The 15,539-nt window shown below is 70.7% G+C and carries 15 protein-coding genes; 6 read left to right on the top strand and 9 right to left on the bottom strand.

Annotation, left to right across the window (positions count from 1 at the left end):
* Positions 1 to 11 precede the first annotated feature (11 nt).
* From ACFO6S_RS19055 to ACFO6S_RS19045, 3 genes are all read right to left on the bottom strand, one after another.
* Complete coding sequence (locus ACFO6S_RS19055) at positions 12 to 647, bottom strand: Type 1 glutamine amidotransferase-like domain-containing protein (protein WP_378419542.1); 636 nt, start codon at positions 645 to 647, stop codon at positions 12 to 14.
* Complete coding sequence (locus tag ACFO6S_RS19050) at positions 647 to 1,483, bottom strand: maleylpyruvate isomerase family mycothiol-dependent enzyme (protein ID WP_378419541.1); 837 nt, start codon at positions 1,481 to 1,483, stop codon at positions 647 to 649. Before ACFO6S_RS19050 ends, ACFO6S_RS19055 begins: the two co-directional genes overlap by 1 nt.
* 165 nt (positions 1,484 to 1,648) lie before the next feature.
* The gene (locus ACFO6S_RS19045; RefSeq protein ID WP_378419540.1) at positions 1,649 to 2,044 is read right to left on the bottom strand and encodes a DUF488 domain-containing protein; all 396 of its coding nucleotides are present in this window, start codon (positions 2,042 to 2,044) and stop codon (positions 1,649 to 1,651) included.
* Between the two features lie 338 nt (positions 2,045 to 2,382).
* On the opposite strand from ACFO6S_RS19045, the gene ACFO6S_RS19040 reads away from it, so the two are divergent.
* The 3 genes from ACFO6S_RS19040 to ACFO6S_RS19030 are packed head-to-tail and all read left to right on the top strand — an operon-like array spanning position 2,383 to position 5,257.
* Positions 2,383 to 3,498: a Re/Si-specific NAD(P)(+) transhydrogenase subunit alpha gene (locus tag ACFO6S_RS19040; protein WP_378419539.1), complete on the top strand. Its 1,116-nt coding sequence runs from the start codon at positions 2,383 to 2,385 to the stop codon at positions 3,496 to 3,498.
* Entirely contained in the window at positions 3,498 to 3,833 is a 336-nt protein-coding gene (locus tag ACFO6S_RS19035) for an NAD(P) transhydrogenase subunit alpha part 2 (RefSeq protein ID WP_378419538.1), read from the top strand. The genes ACFO6S_RS19040 and ACFO6S_RS19035 overlap by 1 nt, the downstream gene beginning before the upstream one ends.
* Positions 3,833 to 5,257, top strand: a complete 1,425-nt coding sequence (locus ACFO6S_RS19030; RefSeq protein WP_378419537.1) for an NAD(P)(+) transhydrogenase (Re/Si-specific) subunit beta — start codon at positions 3,833 to 3,835, stop codon at positions 5,255 to 5,257. Before ACFO6S_RS19035 ends, ACFO6S_RS19030 begins: the two co-directional genes overlap by 1 nt.
* A gap of 232 nt (positions 5,258 to 5,489) precedes the next feature.
* On the opposite strand, the gene ACFO6S_RS19025 is transcribed toward ACFO6S_RS19030, so the two are convergent.
* Together ACFO6S_RS19025 and ACFO6S_RS19020 are read right to left on the bottom strand one after the other, a co-directional pair.
* The gene (locus tag ACFO6S_RS19025) at positions 5,490 to 6,725 is read right to left on the bottom strand and encodes an MFS transporter (RefSeq protein WP_378419536.1); all 1,236 of its coding nucleotides are present in this window, start codon (positions 6,723 to 6,725) and stop codon (positions 5,490 to 5,492) included.
* 38 nt (positions 6,726 to 6,763) lie between these two features.
* Complete coding sequence (locus tag ACFO6S_RS19020; protein ID WP_378419535.1) at positions 6,764 to 7,066, bottom strand: amphi-Trp domain-containing protein; 303 nt, start codon at positions 7,064 to 7,066, stop codon at positions 6,764 to 6,766.
* A gap of 267 nt (positions 7,067 to 7,333) precedes the next feature.
* Between ACFO6S_RS19020 and ACFO6S_RS19015 the strand changes: the two genes are divergently transcribed.
* The gene (locus ACFO6S_RS19015; protein ID WP_378419647.1) at positions 7,334 to 8,935 is read left to right on the top strand and encodes an MFS transporter; all 1,602 of its coding nucleotides are present in this window, start codon (positions 7,334 to 7,336) and stop codon (positions 8,933 to 8,935) included.
* Positions 8,936 to 8,945: 10 nt separating this feature from the next.
* On the opposite strand, the gene ACFO6S_RS19010 is transcribed toward ACFO6S_RS19015, so the two are convergent.
* From ACFO6S_RS19010 to ACFO6S_RS18995, 4 genes are all read right to left on the bottom strand, one after another.
* On the bottom strand, positions 8,946 to 10,172 hold the full coding sequence (locus ACFO6S_RS19010) for a dihydrolipoamide acetyltransferase family protein (protein ID WP_378419646.1): 1,227 nt from the start codon (positions 10,170 to 10,172) through the stop codon (positions 8,946 to 8,948).
* Positions 10,173 to 10,207: 35 nt separating this feature from the next.
* Positions 10,208 to 11,185 carry an alpha-ketoacid dehydrogenase subunit beta gene (locus ACFO6S_RS19005; RefSeq protein ID WP_378419534.1) on the bottom strand — a complete coding sequence of 326 codons (978 nt, stop codon included), beginning with the start codon at positions 11,183 to 11,185 and terminating at the stop codon, positions 10,208 to 10,210.
* Entirely contained in the window at positions 11,182 to 12,282 is a 1,101-nt protein-coding gene (gene pdhA, locus ACFO6S_RS19000) for a pyruvate dehydrogenase (acetyl-transferring) E1 component subunit alpha (protein ID WP_378419533.1), read from the bottom strand. The genes ACFO6S_RS19005 and pdhA overlap by 4 nt, the downstream gene beginning before the upstream one ends.
* 151 nt (positions 12,283 to 12,433) lie before the next feature.
* The gene (locus ACFO6S_RS18995) at positions 12,434 to 12,802 is read right to left on the bottom strand and encodes a DoxX family protein (RefSeq protein WP_378419532.1); all 369 of its coding nucleotides are present in this window, start codon (positions 12,800 to 12,802) and stop codon (positions 12,434 to 12,436) included.
* A gap of 439 nt (positions 12,803 to 13,241) precedes the next feature.
* Between ACFO6S_RS18995 and ACFO6S_RS18990 the strand changes: the two genes are divergently transcribed.
* Both ACFO6S_RS18990 and ACFO6S_RS18985 read left to right on the top strand, forming a co-directional pair.
* Positions 13,242 to 14,507: an acyl-CoA dehydrogenase family protein gene (locus ACFO6S_RS18990; protein WP_378419531.1), complete on the top strand. Its 1,266-nt coding sequence runs from the start codon at positions 13,242 to 13,244 to the stop codon at positions 14,505 to 14,507.
* Entirely contained in the window at positions 14,504 to 15,535 is a 1,032-nt protein-coding gene (locus ACFO6S_RS18985) for a phosphotransferase family protein (RefSeq protein WP_378419530.1), read from the top strand. The genes ACFO6S_RS18990 and ACFO6S_RS18985 overlap by 4 nt, the downstream gene beginning before the upstream one ends.
* The last annotated feature ends 4 nt before the right edge of the window (positions 15,536 to 15,539 follow it).

Here is a 15,539-nt window from a genome sequence, read left to right as displayed (position 1 = left end):
AGTAGCAGAAACTAACCCGAACCCTCACCGACGACGAGCACCTCGTCGTCGGTGAGGGTTTTGTGTGCGGTGCCCTCCCGCCGGTACCGCTCGGCGACCGCCTCGATCGCCGCCGACTCGGCCTCCCCGTACCCGGGCGAGCGGAAGTGCGGCACGATCGCGTGGTCGATCAACCCGAGGCCGTCCCAGCGGACCGGGATCCCGCAGGTCGGCTCGACCTCGGCCGGGTCGTCGAGTGACTCGAGGCCGCGCAGGGACGGCGCGAGCACGCACGCGCCGGCGCTGTACCCGGCGTAGACCAGCGCGTCGGCGCGCAGCAGTTCCGTCAGCACGGTGTCGCCGCCGCTGCGGGCGAGCTGGGCCCGCAGCACGAAGGTGTTGCCGCCGCGCACCCACACCATCGGAAACCCCGACAGGCGGGCGCGCAGCGAGTCGGGGTCGCCGACGTGCTCGCGCAGGTCCAGCTCCTCCGGCGCGAACCCCAGTCGCCGCAGCGGCACCAGGTCGCTGACCACCGCCGAGTCCCGGGCCCGGCCCCAGGCGTCGGCCGCGTTGGCAATCACCGCGACCGCGCCGGGCTCGCCGACCAGCCGCAGCAGGGCGCCGGGATCGGCGCCGAACCGGTAGGAGGCGAGGAACAGTCGCATCAGATGCTGAACGCGAGGTGGGTGGCCACCCGCCGGCCGAGCTCCTCGTCGCCGGCGACGGCGATCTCGCCGAGGTGCTCGGCCGGATCGACCCGGCCGCCACACAGCCTGGTGAACAGTCGCGAGTCCAGGCTCAGCGTCGTGGTCGCGGGGCCGTCGAGCGCGGGCACCACCGCGGCCCGGCCGTCCACGGCGACGTGCAGCTCGCGGGCGAGCGGCCCGGACAGCGCGAAGGTCACCGACGAACCCTGCGGCGCCCCACCCTGTTTGCCGACCGCGAAGCCGAGCCCGCCCACCAGTTCCGCCAGCACGTACTCGGCGCGTGCGCCGCCCTCGTCGCCGGGCGCGCCGATCGCGTCGCGGATGTCGTGCTCGTGGAACCAGCAGTCGAAGAGTCGGGTCCGCATGAACCGTCCGTAACTCTCCGGCCCCACCGGGGTGAGAGCCGGGGCGTCGAAGTCGTCCTGGGTCATCGCGGCGAGCGCGGCGGTGCGGCGTCCGGTGATCTCCCGGTACGCCTCGATCATCGCGGCGGGGGAGCGGTCGCGCAGTCCGAGCACCCAGCGCTCGTTGAAGGCGCCGATCGGGTTGCGCACGTGCGCCTGTTCGGGAACCTGCGACTCGGCCAGCGGCGGCTCGATGCCCTCGAGCATCGACTCGATGCCGATCAGGTGCGAGACCACGTCCTGCACGCTCCAGCCGGGCAGCGGCGACGGCGTCTTCCACTGCGCGTCGGAGAGGTCGTCGAGCAGCGTGCCGATGACCTCCCACTGCTCGACGAGCGCGGCGGTCAGGGGCTCCCGGTCGAGCAGGGTCAGCTTCTTCGTGTCAGTCATGCAGTCACTCTAGGGGCCGGGGTTCCGCGCCGAGTTCCGTTCGCGCACTGCGGTCCCCGTCGCAACGAGGGCAGGCGTCGTCGGGCCCGTCGGGGCGGAACGCGCCGCACTGCGGGCACACCCGGTCCATCCAGCAGGCCGGGTCGCCGCCGACGGCGTCGTCCGTCACGAGGCGGTCCGCTGCAGGTGCTCGGCGAGCACCTCGGCGGCGCTGTGCTGGACGTCCCTGGTCGCGGTGAGCAACACCAGCGGCCGGCCGTCCGCCAGCCGCCGGACCCGGGCGATGCCCTCGCGTCCGCTGTCGGACTCGAGCTCCGCGAGGTAGCGCTCCCGGAACTCGGGGAACTGCGCGATCTCGTGCGCGTACCACCGGCGCAGCTCGGTCGACGGGGCCAGGTACTTGGCCCACTCGTCGTAGTGGAAGGCGTCCTTGCGAATCCCGCGCGGCCACAGCCGGTCCACGAAGATCCGGGCCGCGGGCTCGTCCTCCGGGTGGTCGTAGACGCGCTCGACGGTGACGGTCGGCGGGTTGTGGCGCGGCGACGGGGTGTGGCTGGACATCGGCACCTCCAACTCTGGCTGTATCGCCCAAGTTACGCGCGGTGACGCTCGCGTTACGTCCGGTGTTCGCGCAAGTTACGCGCAGTGACGCCAACGTTACGTCCTGTGTCATACAGGTTACTTGACGTGACCGGGGTCACAGGGAATCGGGCATTTCCGCAGGACGGCGCCGTTCTGCTTCGATTCAGTGCCCATTGGGCAGGATTTGAGTTCCCAAAACGCACAAATGTCTGGCTAGCATGAGGCACTTCGTGCGAGCTGGGTCATCTTCCGCTGGTCGCACGCGGGGCGCCACCCGCAACAGCCCCGACCCCTCCAATTCAGGAAGTCACAGTCAGTTGGACACATTGCAGAGCTCTACGCAGCCACGCCCCACGGTCGGCGTCGTTCGGGAAACGAACGACGGTGAACGACGGGTGGCGCTGGTCCCCAAGATGGTCGCCTCGCTGATCGGCAAGGGCGTCGACGTCATCGTCGAGTCCGGCGCCGGGCTCGCAGCGCTCATGCCCGACGAGCTGTACAAGGAGGCGGGCGCGACCATCGGTGACGCCTGGTCCGCCGACGTCGTGCTCAAGGTCGCGGCACCGTCCGCGGACGAGACCGCGCGGCTGCGCGCCGGCCAGAAGCTGATCGGCTTCCTGGCGCCGCGCACCAACGAGTCCGGCATCGCCGCGCTCGCCGCCGCCGGTGTCGAGGCGTACGCCGTCGAGGCGATCCCGCGTATCTCGCGCGCCCAGGTGATGGACGCGCTGTCCTCGCAGGCCAACGTCGCCGGCTACAAGGCCGTCATCGTGGCCGCGTCGGAGTCCACCCGGTACTTCCCGATGCTCACCACCGCCGCGGGCACCGTCAAGCCGGCCACCGTGCTGGTGCTCGGTGTCGGCGTCGCCGGCCTGCAGGCGCTGGCCACGGCCAAGCGTCTCGGCGGCCGGGTCACCGGCTACGACGTGCGCCCCGAGGTCGCGGACCAGGTCCGTTCCGTCGGCGCGCAGTGGCTGGACCTGGGCATCGACGCCGCAGGCGAGGGTGGCTACGCCCGCCAGCTGACCGAGGCCGAGCAGGCCCAGCAGCAGCAGGCGCTCGAGAACGCCATCAAGAGCTTCGACGTCGTCATCACCACCGCGCTGGTGCCGGGCCGTCCGGCCCCGCGCCTGGTCACGGCCGCCGCCGTCGAGGGCATGAAGCCCGGCAGCGTCATCGTGGACCTCGCAGGCGAGACCGGCGGCAACTGCGAGCTCACCGAGCCCGGCCAGGTCGCCGTCAAGCACGGCGTGACGATCTGCTCGCCGCTGAACCTGCCTGCCACCATGCCGGAGCACTCGAGCGAGCTGTACTCGAAGAACCTGTACGCCCTGATCGAGCTGATGCTCGACGAGAACGGTGCATTCGCACCGGACTTCGACGACGAGGTGCTCGCTGCCGCGTGCGTCACTCGCAAGGAGACAACTGCCTGATGTACAACGAACTGTTGGCGAACATCGCGATCCTGGTGCTGTCCGGGTTCGTGGGCTTCGCTGTCATCTCCAAGGTCCCGAACACGCTGCACACGCCGCTGATGTCGGGCACCAACGCCATCCACGGCATCGTCGTGCTCGGTGCGTTGGTCGTGCTCGGTCACCTGCCCGGCGACGCGCCGTGGTCGATCAAGCTCATCCTGTTCGTCGCGCTGGTCTTCGGCACCCTGAACGTCGTCGGCGGCTTCGTCGTCACCGACCGGATGCTCTCGATGTTCAAGCCCAAGAAGGACGCGCCCAAGGCCGCGGCCGAGAAGAAGGGGGCTGACCTCTGATGGGCTACCTCGTCACGATCCTGTACATCGTCGCGTTCTCGATGTTCATCTACGGTCTGTCCGGCCTGACCGGACCGAAGACCGCGGTGCGCGGCAACTACATCGCCGCGGTCGGCATGCTCGTCGCGGTGGTCGCGGTCCTGATCGACGTCCGCAACACCGACAACTGGCTGCTGATCGCCGGCGGTCTGCTCGTCGGTGTCGTCCTCGGCGTCCCGCCGGCCCTGCGCACCAAGATGACGGCCATGCCGCAGCTCGTCGCGCTGTTCAACGGCGTCGGCGGTGGCACGGTTGCGCTGATCGCGTGGGCGGAGTTCCTGAACTCCGACGGCTTCACCGCGGTCGAGGCGGTGCCCTCGGCGCCGTTCATCATCGGTTCGCTGTTCGCCGCGATCATCGGTTCGGTCTCCTTCTGGGGCTCGCTGGTGGCGTTCGCGAAGCTGCAGGAGCTGCTGAACAAGAAGGTCGAGAAGGTGTTCGTCTCGAACGCGAAGGCGTTCCAGCTCGCGAACATGATCCTCGCGCTGGTCTCGGTGGGCCTGGCCGTGTACATCGGCCTCAACGCCGACGGTGACCCGCAGTCGTCGCTGCTGATCCTCGGGCTGCTCGTCGCGGCCGGCGTGATGGGCCTGTTCGTGGTGCTGCCGATCGGCGGCGCCGACATGCCCGTCGTCATCTCGCTGCTCAACGCGCTGACCGGTCTGTCGGCCGCGGCCGCGGGCCTGGCGCTGAACAACCAGGCGATGATCGTCGCCGGCATGATCGTCGGCGCGTCCGGCACCATCCTGACCAACCTGATGGCCAAGGCCATGAACCGGTCGATCCCCGCGATCATCTTCGGCTCGTTCGGTGGTGAGGACGCCGCCGCGGGTGGCGCCAGCGCCTCCGGCGGCACCGTCAAGGCGACCTCCGCCGCCGACGTCGCGATCCAGATGGCGTACGCCAACCAGGTCATCGTCGTCCCGGGCTACGGTCTCGCGGTCGCGCAGGCCCAGCACGCGGTCAAGGAGATGGCGTCGCTGCTCGAGGCCAGGGGCGTCGAGGTCAAGTACGCGATCCACCCGGTCGCCGGTCGCATGCCCGGTCACATGAACGTGCTGCTCGCCGAGGCCGACGTGGAGTACGACGCCATGAAGGAGATGGACGACATCAACGGTGAGTTCTCGCGCACCGACGTCTCCATCGTCATCGGCGCCAACGACGTGACCAACCCGGCCGCGCGCAACGACCCGAGCTCGCCGATCCACGGCATGCCGATCCTCAACGTCGACGAGTCCCGGTCGGTGATCGTCCTCAAGCGGTCGATGTCGTCGGGTTACGCCGGCATCGAGAACCCGCTGTTCTTCGCGGACACCACCTCGATGCTGTTCGGCGACGCGAAGAAGATGGTCTCCGCGGTCACCGAGGAGCTCAAGGCTCTCTAGCGGCTTCGCCACTTGTGCGCGGTTGACGGGTCCACGGACCCGTCAACCGCGTACAGTCGTTTCCGGCCGCCCTACCTACCCATCGAATGAACGGAAGCGTTCATTCGATCCAATCGAGTGAACGGTACGTTCACTCGGTCGGTCGGTCGGGCGCCGCCGCGGGGTTCTGGACGCTGGGTGCGGGGGCGGTGCCGCCTCGGTTCGCGTCGAGTGAACGGCACGTTCATTCGATCTAATCGACTGAACGGAAGCGTTCATTCGATGGCGGGGCGGCCGGGGAGGGCGGGGCGGGTGCGGGGCGGACGACGCCGGCGAATCGCGAGGCAAGCAGCACGAACACCAGCGGCACCAGCAGGGTCGCGGTCAGCGGCATCAGCGTCGTCAGCCAGCCGAGCAGCGCGGGCCCGGCGAGCAGGCCGACGTATCCCATGCCGACCACCCGTGACATGTTCACCCCCGCCGCGCCCTCGCTCAGGTTGCCGGCGGCGGTGAAGATCTGCGGGATGCAGCCGGACAGGCCGAGCCCGAACAGCGCCCACCCGCCCAGCGTCAGCCACACCCAGCCGGACCCGATGATCACCGCCAGCCCCGCGGCCGCGACCAGCGTGCCGTAGCGGACCACGGCGACCGCGCCGAACGCCGCGCTGACCCGGTCGGCGGTGAAGCGTCCGACGGTCATCATCAGCGCGAACGCCCCGAACGCCAGCGCCGCGGTCGCGTCGGAGGTGCCCAGGTGTTCCTTGACCTGCAGCGTGCTCCAGTCGTTCGCCGCGCCCTCCGCGAGGAACAACGCGAACGCGACGGCGCCGAGGGTCAGCACCCGCCGGGAACCGCGGCCGGTCGCCGCGGCGGGCCGAGCGGGGGCGTCCGGATGCTCGTGCACGACGTGCGGCAGCAGCGCCGGCCCGCACCCCGCGACGGTGACGAGACCGATTGCCGCCGCCGCGGTCAACGCCGTCAGCGGTGGCCAGCCCGCGGCCAGCGTCGCCGCCCCGAGCAGCGAGCCGACCACCCCGCCGACGGAGAAGAAGGCGTGGAACGCCGACATGATCGGCCGCCCGTACGCCCGCTCTGCGTGCACCGCCTGCGAATTCATCGACACGTCCAGCGCGCCGTTGCCGAACCCGAACAGCGCCAGCGCGGCCGCCAGCCCGACGGCGTCGGCGGCCAGCGCCGGCCCGATCATCGCGACGGAGATCAGCAGTCCGGCGGCGACGGTCAGGCGCCGGCTGCCCCAACGGTCCGCCAGCGGTCCCGCGAGTTGCATGCCGACCAGCGCGCCGCCTGCCAGGACCAGCAGCAGCCAGCCGAGGGTGGCGTGGCTGATCCCGGTCCGGTCGGAGATCGACGGGATGTGCACCACCCACGCGGCCAGCAGGAAGCCGTTGACGGCGAAGATGCCGAAGATCGCGGCGCGGGCCCGACGGAGGTGGCGGCGGTCGGTGATCGTCGGGTTCGTCGGTCGCACCCGTTCTTCCTACCCGTGTGCGGCCGCCCGACCGCCCGTCACTTGGCGGCGGCCTTGCGCGGCCGGGCGCGCCGGACGGGCTTGACCGGGACGGCGGCTTCCGTCTCGTCGGCCGGAGCGTCGCGCCAGCTGATCTCGATCTCGATCTCGGTCTTGTCGCCCTCGACCTCGATCTCGAGTTCCCACTGGACGCGGTCGGCGACGACGATGGTGAGCGAGTCGCCGTCCGAGCCCAACTCGACCTCGGAGTCGCCCGCGAGGGCATGGCCGAGCGCAATGAGACGCTCGGACACTTGCTTCCGGGTGAGCTCGGAAGTTCTCTTGATCTCCAGATTGGGCACGGCTGCTCCTGACCTCGGCGAAGTGTTCAACAACCGTAGCCCGTAGGGGCCGCCACCGACATTCAGCGGCCCGCGCTGTGCTCTGGATGGACGGTCCCCACCCGTGACAGACTCGTGCTGCGGGACGACGTCGAACCCGGCCGACCTCGGTTCCCGGACAGCGCGAGTGCCGAAATGGCTGGGCGCCCAGGAGGTTGCCGTGATGCTGTGGGCCGTAGGTTCCTGCGCCGAACCCCATTTCCCGAGCCGCTGGACGGCGGCGGTCCGATGACGGGCGGGACCGCCGCGGGCGAGTCCGAACGGGCGACGGGCTCCCGGCTGCTGCTCGCGGTGCTGCTCGCGATGGCGATGTTCGTGCTCGTCGTCGACACATCGCTGATGAACGTGTCGATCTCGTCGGTGGTCCGGGACCTCGACACGACGGTCAGCGGCGTTCAGGCGGCGATTGCCCTCGAGGCACTGGTGTCCGCCGCGTTCATCCTGATCGGCGGCAAGGTCGGCGACCTCATCGGGCGCAAGCGGGCGTACGTGCTGGGCTTGCTCGGCTACGCGGTCGGGGCGTCGGCGATGGCGTTCGCGCAGAGCCTGACCGTGGTCGTCGTCTTCTGGGCCGTGCTCGGGGGGATCGGCGCGTCGCTCCTGCTTCCCGCCATGCAGTCCCTGATCCACGGCAACTTCGAGGGTGGCGCTCAGAAGAAGGTCTATGCGCTCGTCGGGGCGGCGGCCGCGATCGCCGCTGCCGTCGGACCGCTGCTCGGCGGATTCATCACCACCTATCTTTCGTGGCGCCTCGGCTTCGTACTCGAGGTCGTCATCATCGCGGTCGTGCTTTCGGGCATCGGACTCGTCCGCGACGTGTCGTACACGGGGCCCCGGGGCGTGGACGCGGTCGGCGCGGCACTCTCCGTCGTCGGCATGGGCGGCATCGTGCTGGGAATCCTGGTGTGGCAGGAGGGCGGCGAGGCCGTCGGCGCCCTCCTGGCGCTGGGTGCGACCGCGCTGGCCGGGTTGACCTACTGGCTGGTGCGGCGCAAGCGTCGAGGGCAGCCGGCCCTGTTGGACCCGGATCTGTTCCGCTCCAAGATCTTCAGGCTGGGGATCACCGGGCAGATGCTCCAGCAGATTGCCCTGGGCGGCACGATGATCGCGCTGCCGATCTACCTGCAGATGGTGCTCGAGTACAACGCGATGCAGGCGGGCCTGTCCCTCGCCCCGCTCTCGCTCAGCATGTTCGCGGTGGCGCTGCTCGCGGGGAAGCGGGCCGGCGATCGGCGTCCCAGCAGCATCATCCGATGGGGTTTCGTGCTCCTCACGATCGGGATCGCGGCTCTGATCCCGATCGTGCCGCGCGAGGAGTTCGGCTGGGGCCTCGTCCTCCCGCTCGTGGTCGCGGGATCGGGGTTGGGGCTGTTGGTCTCTCAGCTCAACAACTACACCCTCGCCCCGATCGAGGACGAGCGGATCAGCGAGGCCGCGGGCGTGAATTCGGCGGCGGGGTCGTTCGGGCTGTCGTTCGGTCTGGCGTTCGCCGGCGCCGTCATGCTGGCGACGCTGTCCATCACCTTCACCACCATGGCGGAATCGAGCACCGTGCTCCCGCCCGCCGACCAGCAGCAGGTGGCGCAGGTGCTCGAGGACGACGCCGAAGTCATGAGCAACACCCAGCTCGAACAACTTCTCGTCGGCCAGCCCCCGGAGACGCAGGACGAGATCATCCGCATCAACACCGAGGCACGACCGCTCGCCCTGCAGATCGCGCTGCTCGTCCCGCTCCTCGCCGGTCTCGTCGGGCTGGTCACCTCGCTGCGAATGATGCGGATGCCGGAGCCCCCGGCGAAGGCCTCCGGCGGCGGGACCGGGCTGCTCTGACGCTGCCGGGTCAGAGCAGGGTGAGCGGGTCGGTGAGCGTCGCGCCGACGTCGGCGAGGAAGCGCGAGCCCTGTTCACCGTCGACCAGTCGGTGGTCGAACGAGAGGCCCAGGGTGACGACCTGGCGGACGACGACCCGGTCCTCGGCCACCCACGGGCGTGGCGCAATCGCGCCGAGGCACAGGATCGCTGCCTGTCCGGGGCCGAGGATCGGGGTGCCCGCGTCCACCCCGAAGACGCCGACATTGGTAATCGAGACGGTGGCGCCGGACAGGTCCGCCGGGGTGGCCCGTCCCGCCCGGGCCGTCTCGGTCAGCTCGTCGATCGCCCGGGTCAGCTCCAGCAGGCTCATCAGGTGCGCGTCCCGGACCGTCGGGACGAGCAGGCCGCGCGGGGTGGCGGCGGCGATGCCGAGATTCACGTAGTGCCGGGTGACGATCTCCTGACGCTCCTCGTCCCAGCTCGAGTTCAGGGTCGGGTGTACGCGCAGCGCCGCCACCAGCACCCTCGCCACCAGCGCCAGCGGGGTGAGCTTGAGGCCTGCGTACGCGGGCGTGGCGCGCAGCGTCGCGAGCAGGTCCGTGGAGGCGGTGACGTCGACGGTGAGGAACTCGGTGACGTGCGGTGCGGTGAACGCGCTGCGCACGACGGCGTCGGCGGTCTGCCGGCGGACGCCGCGGATGGGCGTGCGGGTCTCGCGCGCGTCGGCCTGCGGCTCGGTCGCCTCGTCGGCGTCGCGACTGGCCCGGACGTCGCCGGTGGTGATCGCGCCGCCCGCCCCGGAGCCGGGTACCTCGCTCAGGTCGACGCCGAGCTCGCGGGCGAGCCTGCGCGCCGACGGCTTGGCGTCGGGCCGGACCTGCGCGGCGCCGCCGCGGGGAGCGTCGGGGACCGGGGCCCGGCGCCGGCTGGGCGCGGTCGCGGTGGGGCCGTACCCGACCAGCACCGACCCGGCCCCGGGCGCCCCCGGTCCGGGCCGGGAGCCCTGGGCGGGGCCGGCGCCCGGTTCGCCGATCCGGATCAGCGGCGCCCCCACCGCGACGGTGGCGCCGGGATCGGCGAGCAGCGCCAGCACCGTGCCTGCGTACGGCGAGGGCAGTTCCACCAACGCCTTGGCCGTCTCCACCTCCGCGATCACCTGGTTGAGCGCGACGGCGTCGCCCACGGCCACCGACCAGGACACGAGCTCGGCCTCGGTCAGGCCCTCGCCGAGGTCGGGCAGCCGGAACTCCTGCATCGGCTGCGGGCTGTCGTCGGTCACGGCGGACCCCTTCAGGCGGCGAGAGTCTTGTCGACCGCGTCGAGGATGCGGTCCGGGTCGGGCAGGAAGTACTTCTCGAGCTTCGCCGGCGGGTACGGGGTGGCGAAGCCGCCGACCCGCAGCACCGGCGACTCCAGTTGGTAGAAGCAGCGTTCGGTGATCCGGGCGGCGATCTCCGCGCCGAGACCGAGGAACACCGGCGCCTCGTGTGCCACCACCAGCCGGCCCGTCTTGCGCACCGACGCCTCGAGGGTGTCGAAGTCGACGGGGGAGAGCGAACGCAGGTCGATCACCTCGATCGAACGACCCTCCTGCTCGGCCACCCTCGCCGCGGCCAGCGCGGTCGGCAGCACCGACCCGTACGCCGCCACGGTGGCGTCGGTGCCCGTCACGACCACCCGGGCCCGGTGCAGGTCCAGCGCGGGCGGTGCGTCGGTGTCCACCTCGCCGCGGTCCCAGTAGCGGCGCTTGGGCTCGAAGAAGAGCACCGGGTCGTCGGAGGCGATGGCCTGCTGGATCACCCAGTAGGCGTCGTCCGGGTTCGAGGGAGTAACCAGTCGCAGCCCCGCGGTGTGCGCGAAGTAGGCCTCCGGCGACTCCGAGTGGTGTTCGACCGCACCGATGCCGCCGCCGTAGGGCACCCGGATGGTCAGCGGTGCCCGCACCCGGCCCTGGGTCCGGTAGTGGATCTTGGCGACCTGCGAGACGATCTGGTCGAAGGCCGGGTAGACGAACCCGTCGAACTGGATCTCGCAGACCGGGCGGTAGCCACGCAGTGCCAGCCCGAATGCGGTCCCGATGATCCCGGACTCGGCGAGCGGGGTGTCGATCACCCGGGCGGCGCCGAAGTCCTTCTGCAGGGTGTCGGTGATCCGGAAGACGCCGCCGAGCGCACCGATGTCCTCGCCCATCAGCACCACCTTCGGGTCCGTCTCGAGCGCCCGTCGCAGCCCGGCGTTGAGGGCGCCGCCGAGCGTCATCGCGGTCATGGCCGGGCCCCCGCATCGGACGTCTCGAGCGTGCCGAGGTAGCGGGCGAACCCGTCGCGTTCCTCGTCGATCAGCGGGTGCGCGCACGTGTAGACGTGCTCGAAGAGCTCCATCGGGTCGGGGTCGGGCAGGGCCAGCGTCGCGGCCCGGAACGCGGCCGCGGTGTCCTCGGACTTCGCGTGTACCTGCTCGAGGAACTCGGCGTCGAGTCCGCCCTCGCGGTCGAGCAGTCGGTGCAGCCGGTCGATCGGGTCGCGGGCCTTCCACAGTTCGAGCTCCGCGCCGGTCCGGTACCGGGTCGGGTCGTCGGAGGTGGTGTGCGGGCCCATCCGGTAGGTGACGGCCTCGACGAACGTCGGGCCGCTGCCCTCGCGGGCCCGCCGGGCGGCGCAGCGGGTGACGGCCAGCACCGCGAGGGCGTCGTTGCCGTCCACCCGGATGCCGGGAATGCCGAACCCGGCGGCGCGCTGGGCCAACGGGAACGGGCTCTGCAGCGTCACCGGCTCGCTGATCGCCCAGTGGTTGTTCTGGCAGAAGAACACCACGCCTGCGTTGAACGACGCCGCGAACCCCAGCGCCTCGGACAGGTCGCCCTGGCTGGTGGCGCCGTCGCCGAAGTAGGCGAAGGTCGCGATCTCGGCGCCGTCGAGGTGCGCGCCGATCGCGTAGCCGGTGGCGTGCAGGCCCTGGGCGCCGACGATGATCGCCGGGTTGGTCAGGCCCAGCTCGTCCGGGTCCCAGCAGGACAGCGCGACGCCCCGCCAGAGCCGCGGCCACTGCGCCGGGTCGACGCCGCGGCAGTAGGCGACGCCGTGCTCGCGGTAGCTGGTGAAGACGTAGTCGTCGGGCGCCAGCGCGTGGGCGGAGCCGACCTGCGCGGCCTCCTGCCCCAGGCACGGCGCCCAGATCCCGAGCTGGCCCTGGCGTTGCAGCGCCGTCGCCTCGCCGTCGACGCGGCGGACCACCGTCATGTCCTCGTAGAGTGCGCGCAGCTCGGCGGTGCCGACGTCGGTGACGAGCTCGGCGTACTCGGCCCGGTGGACGCGTCGACCGTCGGGTTGGACGAGCTGGACCGGGTAGGCGATCTTGTCGGTCATGTCGACCTCCTCGTGCCCGCGTCGGGAGGCCCTTGTGGGGCCGCGGCCGACGTACTGAAGTCCTACTCTCAGCATCCCCCTTTGGTGGGGCGGCGCAAGCGGATGTGTCGTCGTGGGAGGTCGGTGGGCATCGTCGCCCGCGCGGGACTCCCTAGTTCGCGACGAACAGCGCGACGAGCACGATCGCGGCGAGCACGGCCAGGGCGGCCGGGTACAGGGCGGGCCCGCGCATGTCGGGGTTGCCGAAGTCGCCGTGCTTGACGTGGAAGGCGGTCGCGCTGAGCATCAGCACCAGCAGGCCCGCCGCCGCGACGACACCGACCGGCCACCAGATCAGGCCGGCCAGCACACCGACGCCGCCGACGATCTCCGCGCCGCCGAGCGCCCGCACCTGGTCGGGGTGCAGTCCGCGGTCCCGCAGCGCGGTCCAGGCGGTACCCCGCAACCGGACCTTCGGGAGGGCGGCACCGAGGGAGCCCACCGCGAGGGCGACCGAGGTGACGAAGGCGACGATGTCCACGGAACTCCCTGACTGATCGCAGAACTTACAACCGGCGTGGCACTCACGCCTGCCACCCGACGCTACTGGGGATGGGTTCCCGGGTCACGGGCGACACGGCGAGGGCGGTCGGCGGCGGACCGGTCCGAACCGACAGTTCGCGGTGGTCGAGCGGCCGCCGCGCGCGGGTGGCGGCCGCTCGGCCGGAGGTCGGCCCGCGTCGTCGCGTTCTGTGTCGGTTTCGTGATGCCGATGCCGATCACGTCGCCCGCCAACGGGATACGGTGAGGCGGATGTGGCACGCGGGGGTGTCGACGGGTCGTCACGATCCTCCTTGCCGAGCCTGCGGTGGCCGGTGTGGTCGCCCGGTTTCGGACTGCGAGCTGTCAGCAGTGCGCCTAGCATCGACGGACGACTGTCGTCGGGGCTCGTCGCGAGGATGCGGAGAGGATGATCGCTGATGGACTTCACGCCGACCGAACGCTGTGTCGACTACCGGGAACGGTTGCTGGCGTTCATGGACGAGCACGTCTACCCGGCCGAGAAGACCTACGACGACCAGATGCGCGCGTCGGGCGACCCGCACTTTCAGCCCCCGATCATCGAGGAGCTCAAGGTCGAGGCCAGGCGGCGCGGCCTGTGGAACCTCTTCCACCCGCACCCCGACTGGGGTCCCGGCCTGACCAACGCCGAGTACGCCCCGCTTGCGGAGATCATGGGCCGCAGCCACCTGGCGTCGGAGGCGTGCAACTGCAGCGCGCCGGACACCGGAAACATGGAGGTGCTCACCCTCTTCGGGACCGACGAGCACAAGCAGCGCTGGCTCGTGCCGCTGCTCGACGGCACCATCCGGTCGGCCTTCGCGATGACCGAGCCGGACGTCGCCAGTTCCGATGCCACCAACATCGCAATGTCGATGGTCCGCGACGGCGACGGCTGGGTCCTCAACGGGCGCAAGTGGTGGACCTCGAACGCGTTGCACGCCAACTGCAAGGTGCTCATCGTGATGGGCAAGACCGATCCCGACGGACCGGCCCACACCCAGCAGTCGATGATGGTGGTGCCGATGGATGCGCCCGGTGTCACCGTGGTGCGGGCCCTGCCGGTGTTCGGCTACCAGGACCGCGAGGGCCACGCGGAGGTGCAGTTCGAGAACGTCCGGGTGCCCGACGCCGACGTGCTGGCCGGCGCCGGTGCGGGCTTCCTGATCAGCCAGGCGCGACTGGGCCCCGGCCGGATCCACCACTGCATGCGTGCGGTCGGGATGGCCGAGAGGGCGCTGGAACTGATGTGCCTGCGCGCCTCGCAGCGGGTGACGTTCGGACGTCCGCTCAGCGAGCGCGCGAACATCGGGGACTGGATTGCCGAGGCCCGCATCGAGATCGAGATGGTCCGGCTGCTCACCCTCAAGGCCGCCTGGATGATGGACACCGTCGGGAACAAGGAGGCGCGCACCGAGATCGCGGCGATCAAGGTTGCCGCCCCGCTGATGGCCCTGAAGATCGTCGACCGGGCGATCCAGGTGCACGGTGGCGCAGGCGTCTCCGACGACTTCCCGTTGGCCACGTTCTACGCACACCTGCGGGCGCTGCGGTTCGCGGACGGTCCGGACGAGGTGCACAAGAGAACCATTGCCCGCCAGGAGCTGCGGCCCTACCGGGTCTATGCCGAGGCCGCGCGACTCGAGCAGACGAAAGCCGACGCAACGAAGGGAGCGCCCGGATGAGCAGTGCAGTGGGACTCGACGAGGAGGCGGTGTCCGCCTGGATCGCCGACCTCGGTGTCGGTGCGGTGGCGCCGTTGACCTTCACACGGATCGGCAACGGGCAGTCGAATCTGACCTTCCGGGTGGACGACTCGGGTGGCGCGCAGTGGGTGCTGCGGCGGCCGCCGCTGGGGCACCTGCTGGTGTCGGCGCACGACGTCGCGCGGGAGTACCGAATCCTGTCCGCGTTGCAGGGGACCGGCGTACCGGTACCCAAGGTGCTTGCCCTGACCGAGGATCCGGCGGTCACCGATGCACCGCTGATGCTGATGAGTTACGTCGACGGAGTGGTGCTGGACAGCATCGGGGTGGCCCGGAAACTCAGCCCGGAGATTCGCCGCGCCACCGGCCTGTCGATGCCGGCGGCGCTGGCCAGCATTCACCGCGTCGACCTGGAACTGGCCGACCTCGAGGACCTGGCCAGCCACTCGCCGTACGCGGAGCGTCAGCTCAAGCGATGGTCGGGGCAGTGGGAGCAGTCGAAGACCCGAGAGATTCCGGCGATCGACGAGTTGCGCGCGGTGCTGGCCCGGTCCATCCCCGAGCAGCGCGAGGTGACCCTGGTGCACGGCGACTTTCACCTGAGCAACGTGATCACCTCGCGTGAGGACGGCAGGGTGGTCGCGGTGCTGGACTGGGAGCTGTGCACGTTGGGCGACCCGCTGGCCGACGTCGGTGCGCTGCTGGCGTACTGGTCCGAGGCGGACGACGTGGTGATCGGGCCGTTCATCGCCTCCACCCTGGAAGGGTTCCCGACCCGGGAAGAGTTGGCGCAGGCCTACTTCGAGGAGACCCACCGCGATCCGTCGGCGCTCGGGTTCTGGCACGCGTTGGCGCTGTGGAAGATCGCGATCATCGCGCAGGGCGTGATCCGCCGGACGATGGAGGATCCCCGGAACACGGCCGCGGTGGGCGGTCCGTCGGACAAGATCATCGACGACATCGTGGCCCGGGCGATGATCGTCGCGAGCGAGGCGGGGCTGCGGTAGTCGC

Source organism: Rhodococcus kronopolitis (assembly GCF_042654025.1).
Classification (GTDB): domain Bacteria; phylum Actinomycetota; class Actinomycetes; order Mycobacteriales; family Mycobacteriaceae; genus Rhodococcus_G; species Rhodococcus_G kronopolitis.
Note: the sequence above shows the minus strand (reverse complement) of the source record. Positions and strands in the feature narration are given on the sequence as shown.

What these genes read in the sequence shown, in the direction of transcription:
- ACFO6S_RS19055 (WP_378419542.1), bottom strand. Translation starts at nt 647, where the DNA reads ATGCGACTGTTCCTCGCCTCCTACCGGTTCGGCGCCGATCCCGGCGCC.
- ACFO6S_RS19050 (WP_378419541.1), bottom strand. Translation starts at nt 1,483, where the DNA reads ATGACTGACACGAAGAAGCTGACCCTGCTCGACCGGGAGCCCCTGACC.
- ACFO6S_RS19045 (WP_378419540.1), bottom strand. Translation starts at nt 2,044, where the DNA reads ATGTCCAGCCACACCCCGTCGCCGCGCCACAACCCGCCGACCGTCACC.
- ACFO6S_RS19035 (WP_378419538.1), top strand. Translation starts at nt 3,498, where the DNA reads ATGTACAACGAACTGTTGGCGAACATCGCGATCCTGGTGCTGTCCGGG.
- ACFO6S_RS19030 (WP_378419537.1), top strand. Translation starts at nt 3,833, where the DNA reads ATGGGCTACCTCGTCACGATCCTGTACATCGTCGCGTTCTCGATGTTC.
- ACFO6S_RS19015 (WP_378419647.1), top strand. Translation starts at nt 7,334, where the DNA reads ATGACGGGCGGGACCGCCGCGGGCGAGTCCGAACGGGCGACGGGCTCC.
- ACFO6S_RS19010 (WP_378419646.1), bottom strand. Translation starts at nt 10,172, where the DNA reads ATGCAGGAGTTCCGGCTGCCCGACCTCGGCGAGGGCCTGACCGAGGCC.
- ACFO6S_RS19005 (WP_378419534.1), bottom strand. Translation starts at nt 11,185, where the DNA reads ATGACCGCGATGACGCTCGGCGGCGCCCTCAACGCCGGGCTGCGACGG.
- pdhA (WP_378419533.1), bottom strand. Translation starts at nt 12,282, where the DNA reads ATGACCGACAAGATCGCCTACCCGGTCCAGCTCGTCCAACCCGACGGT.
- ACFO6S_RS18990 (WP_378419531.1), top strand. Translation starts at nt 13,242, where the DNA reads ATGGACTTCACGCCGACCGAACGCTGTGTCGACTACCGGGAACGGTTG.
- ACFO6S_RS18985 (WP_378419530.1), top strand. Translation starts at nt 14,504, where the DNA reads ATGAGCAGTGCAGTGGGACTCGACGAGGAGGCGGTGTCCGCCTGGATC.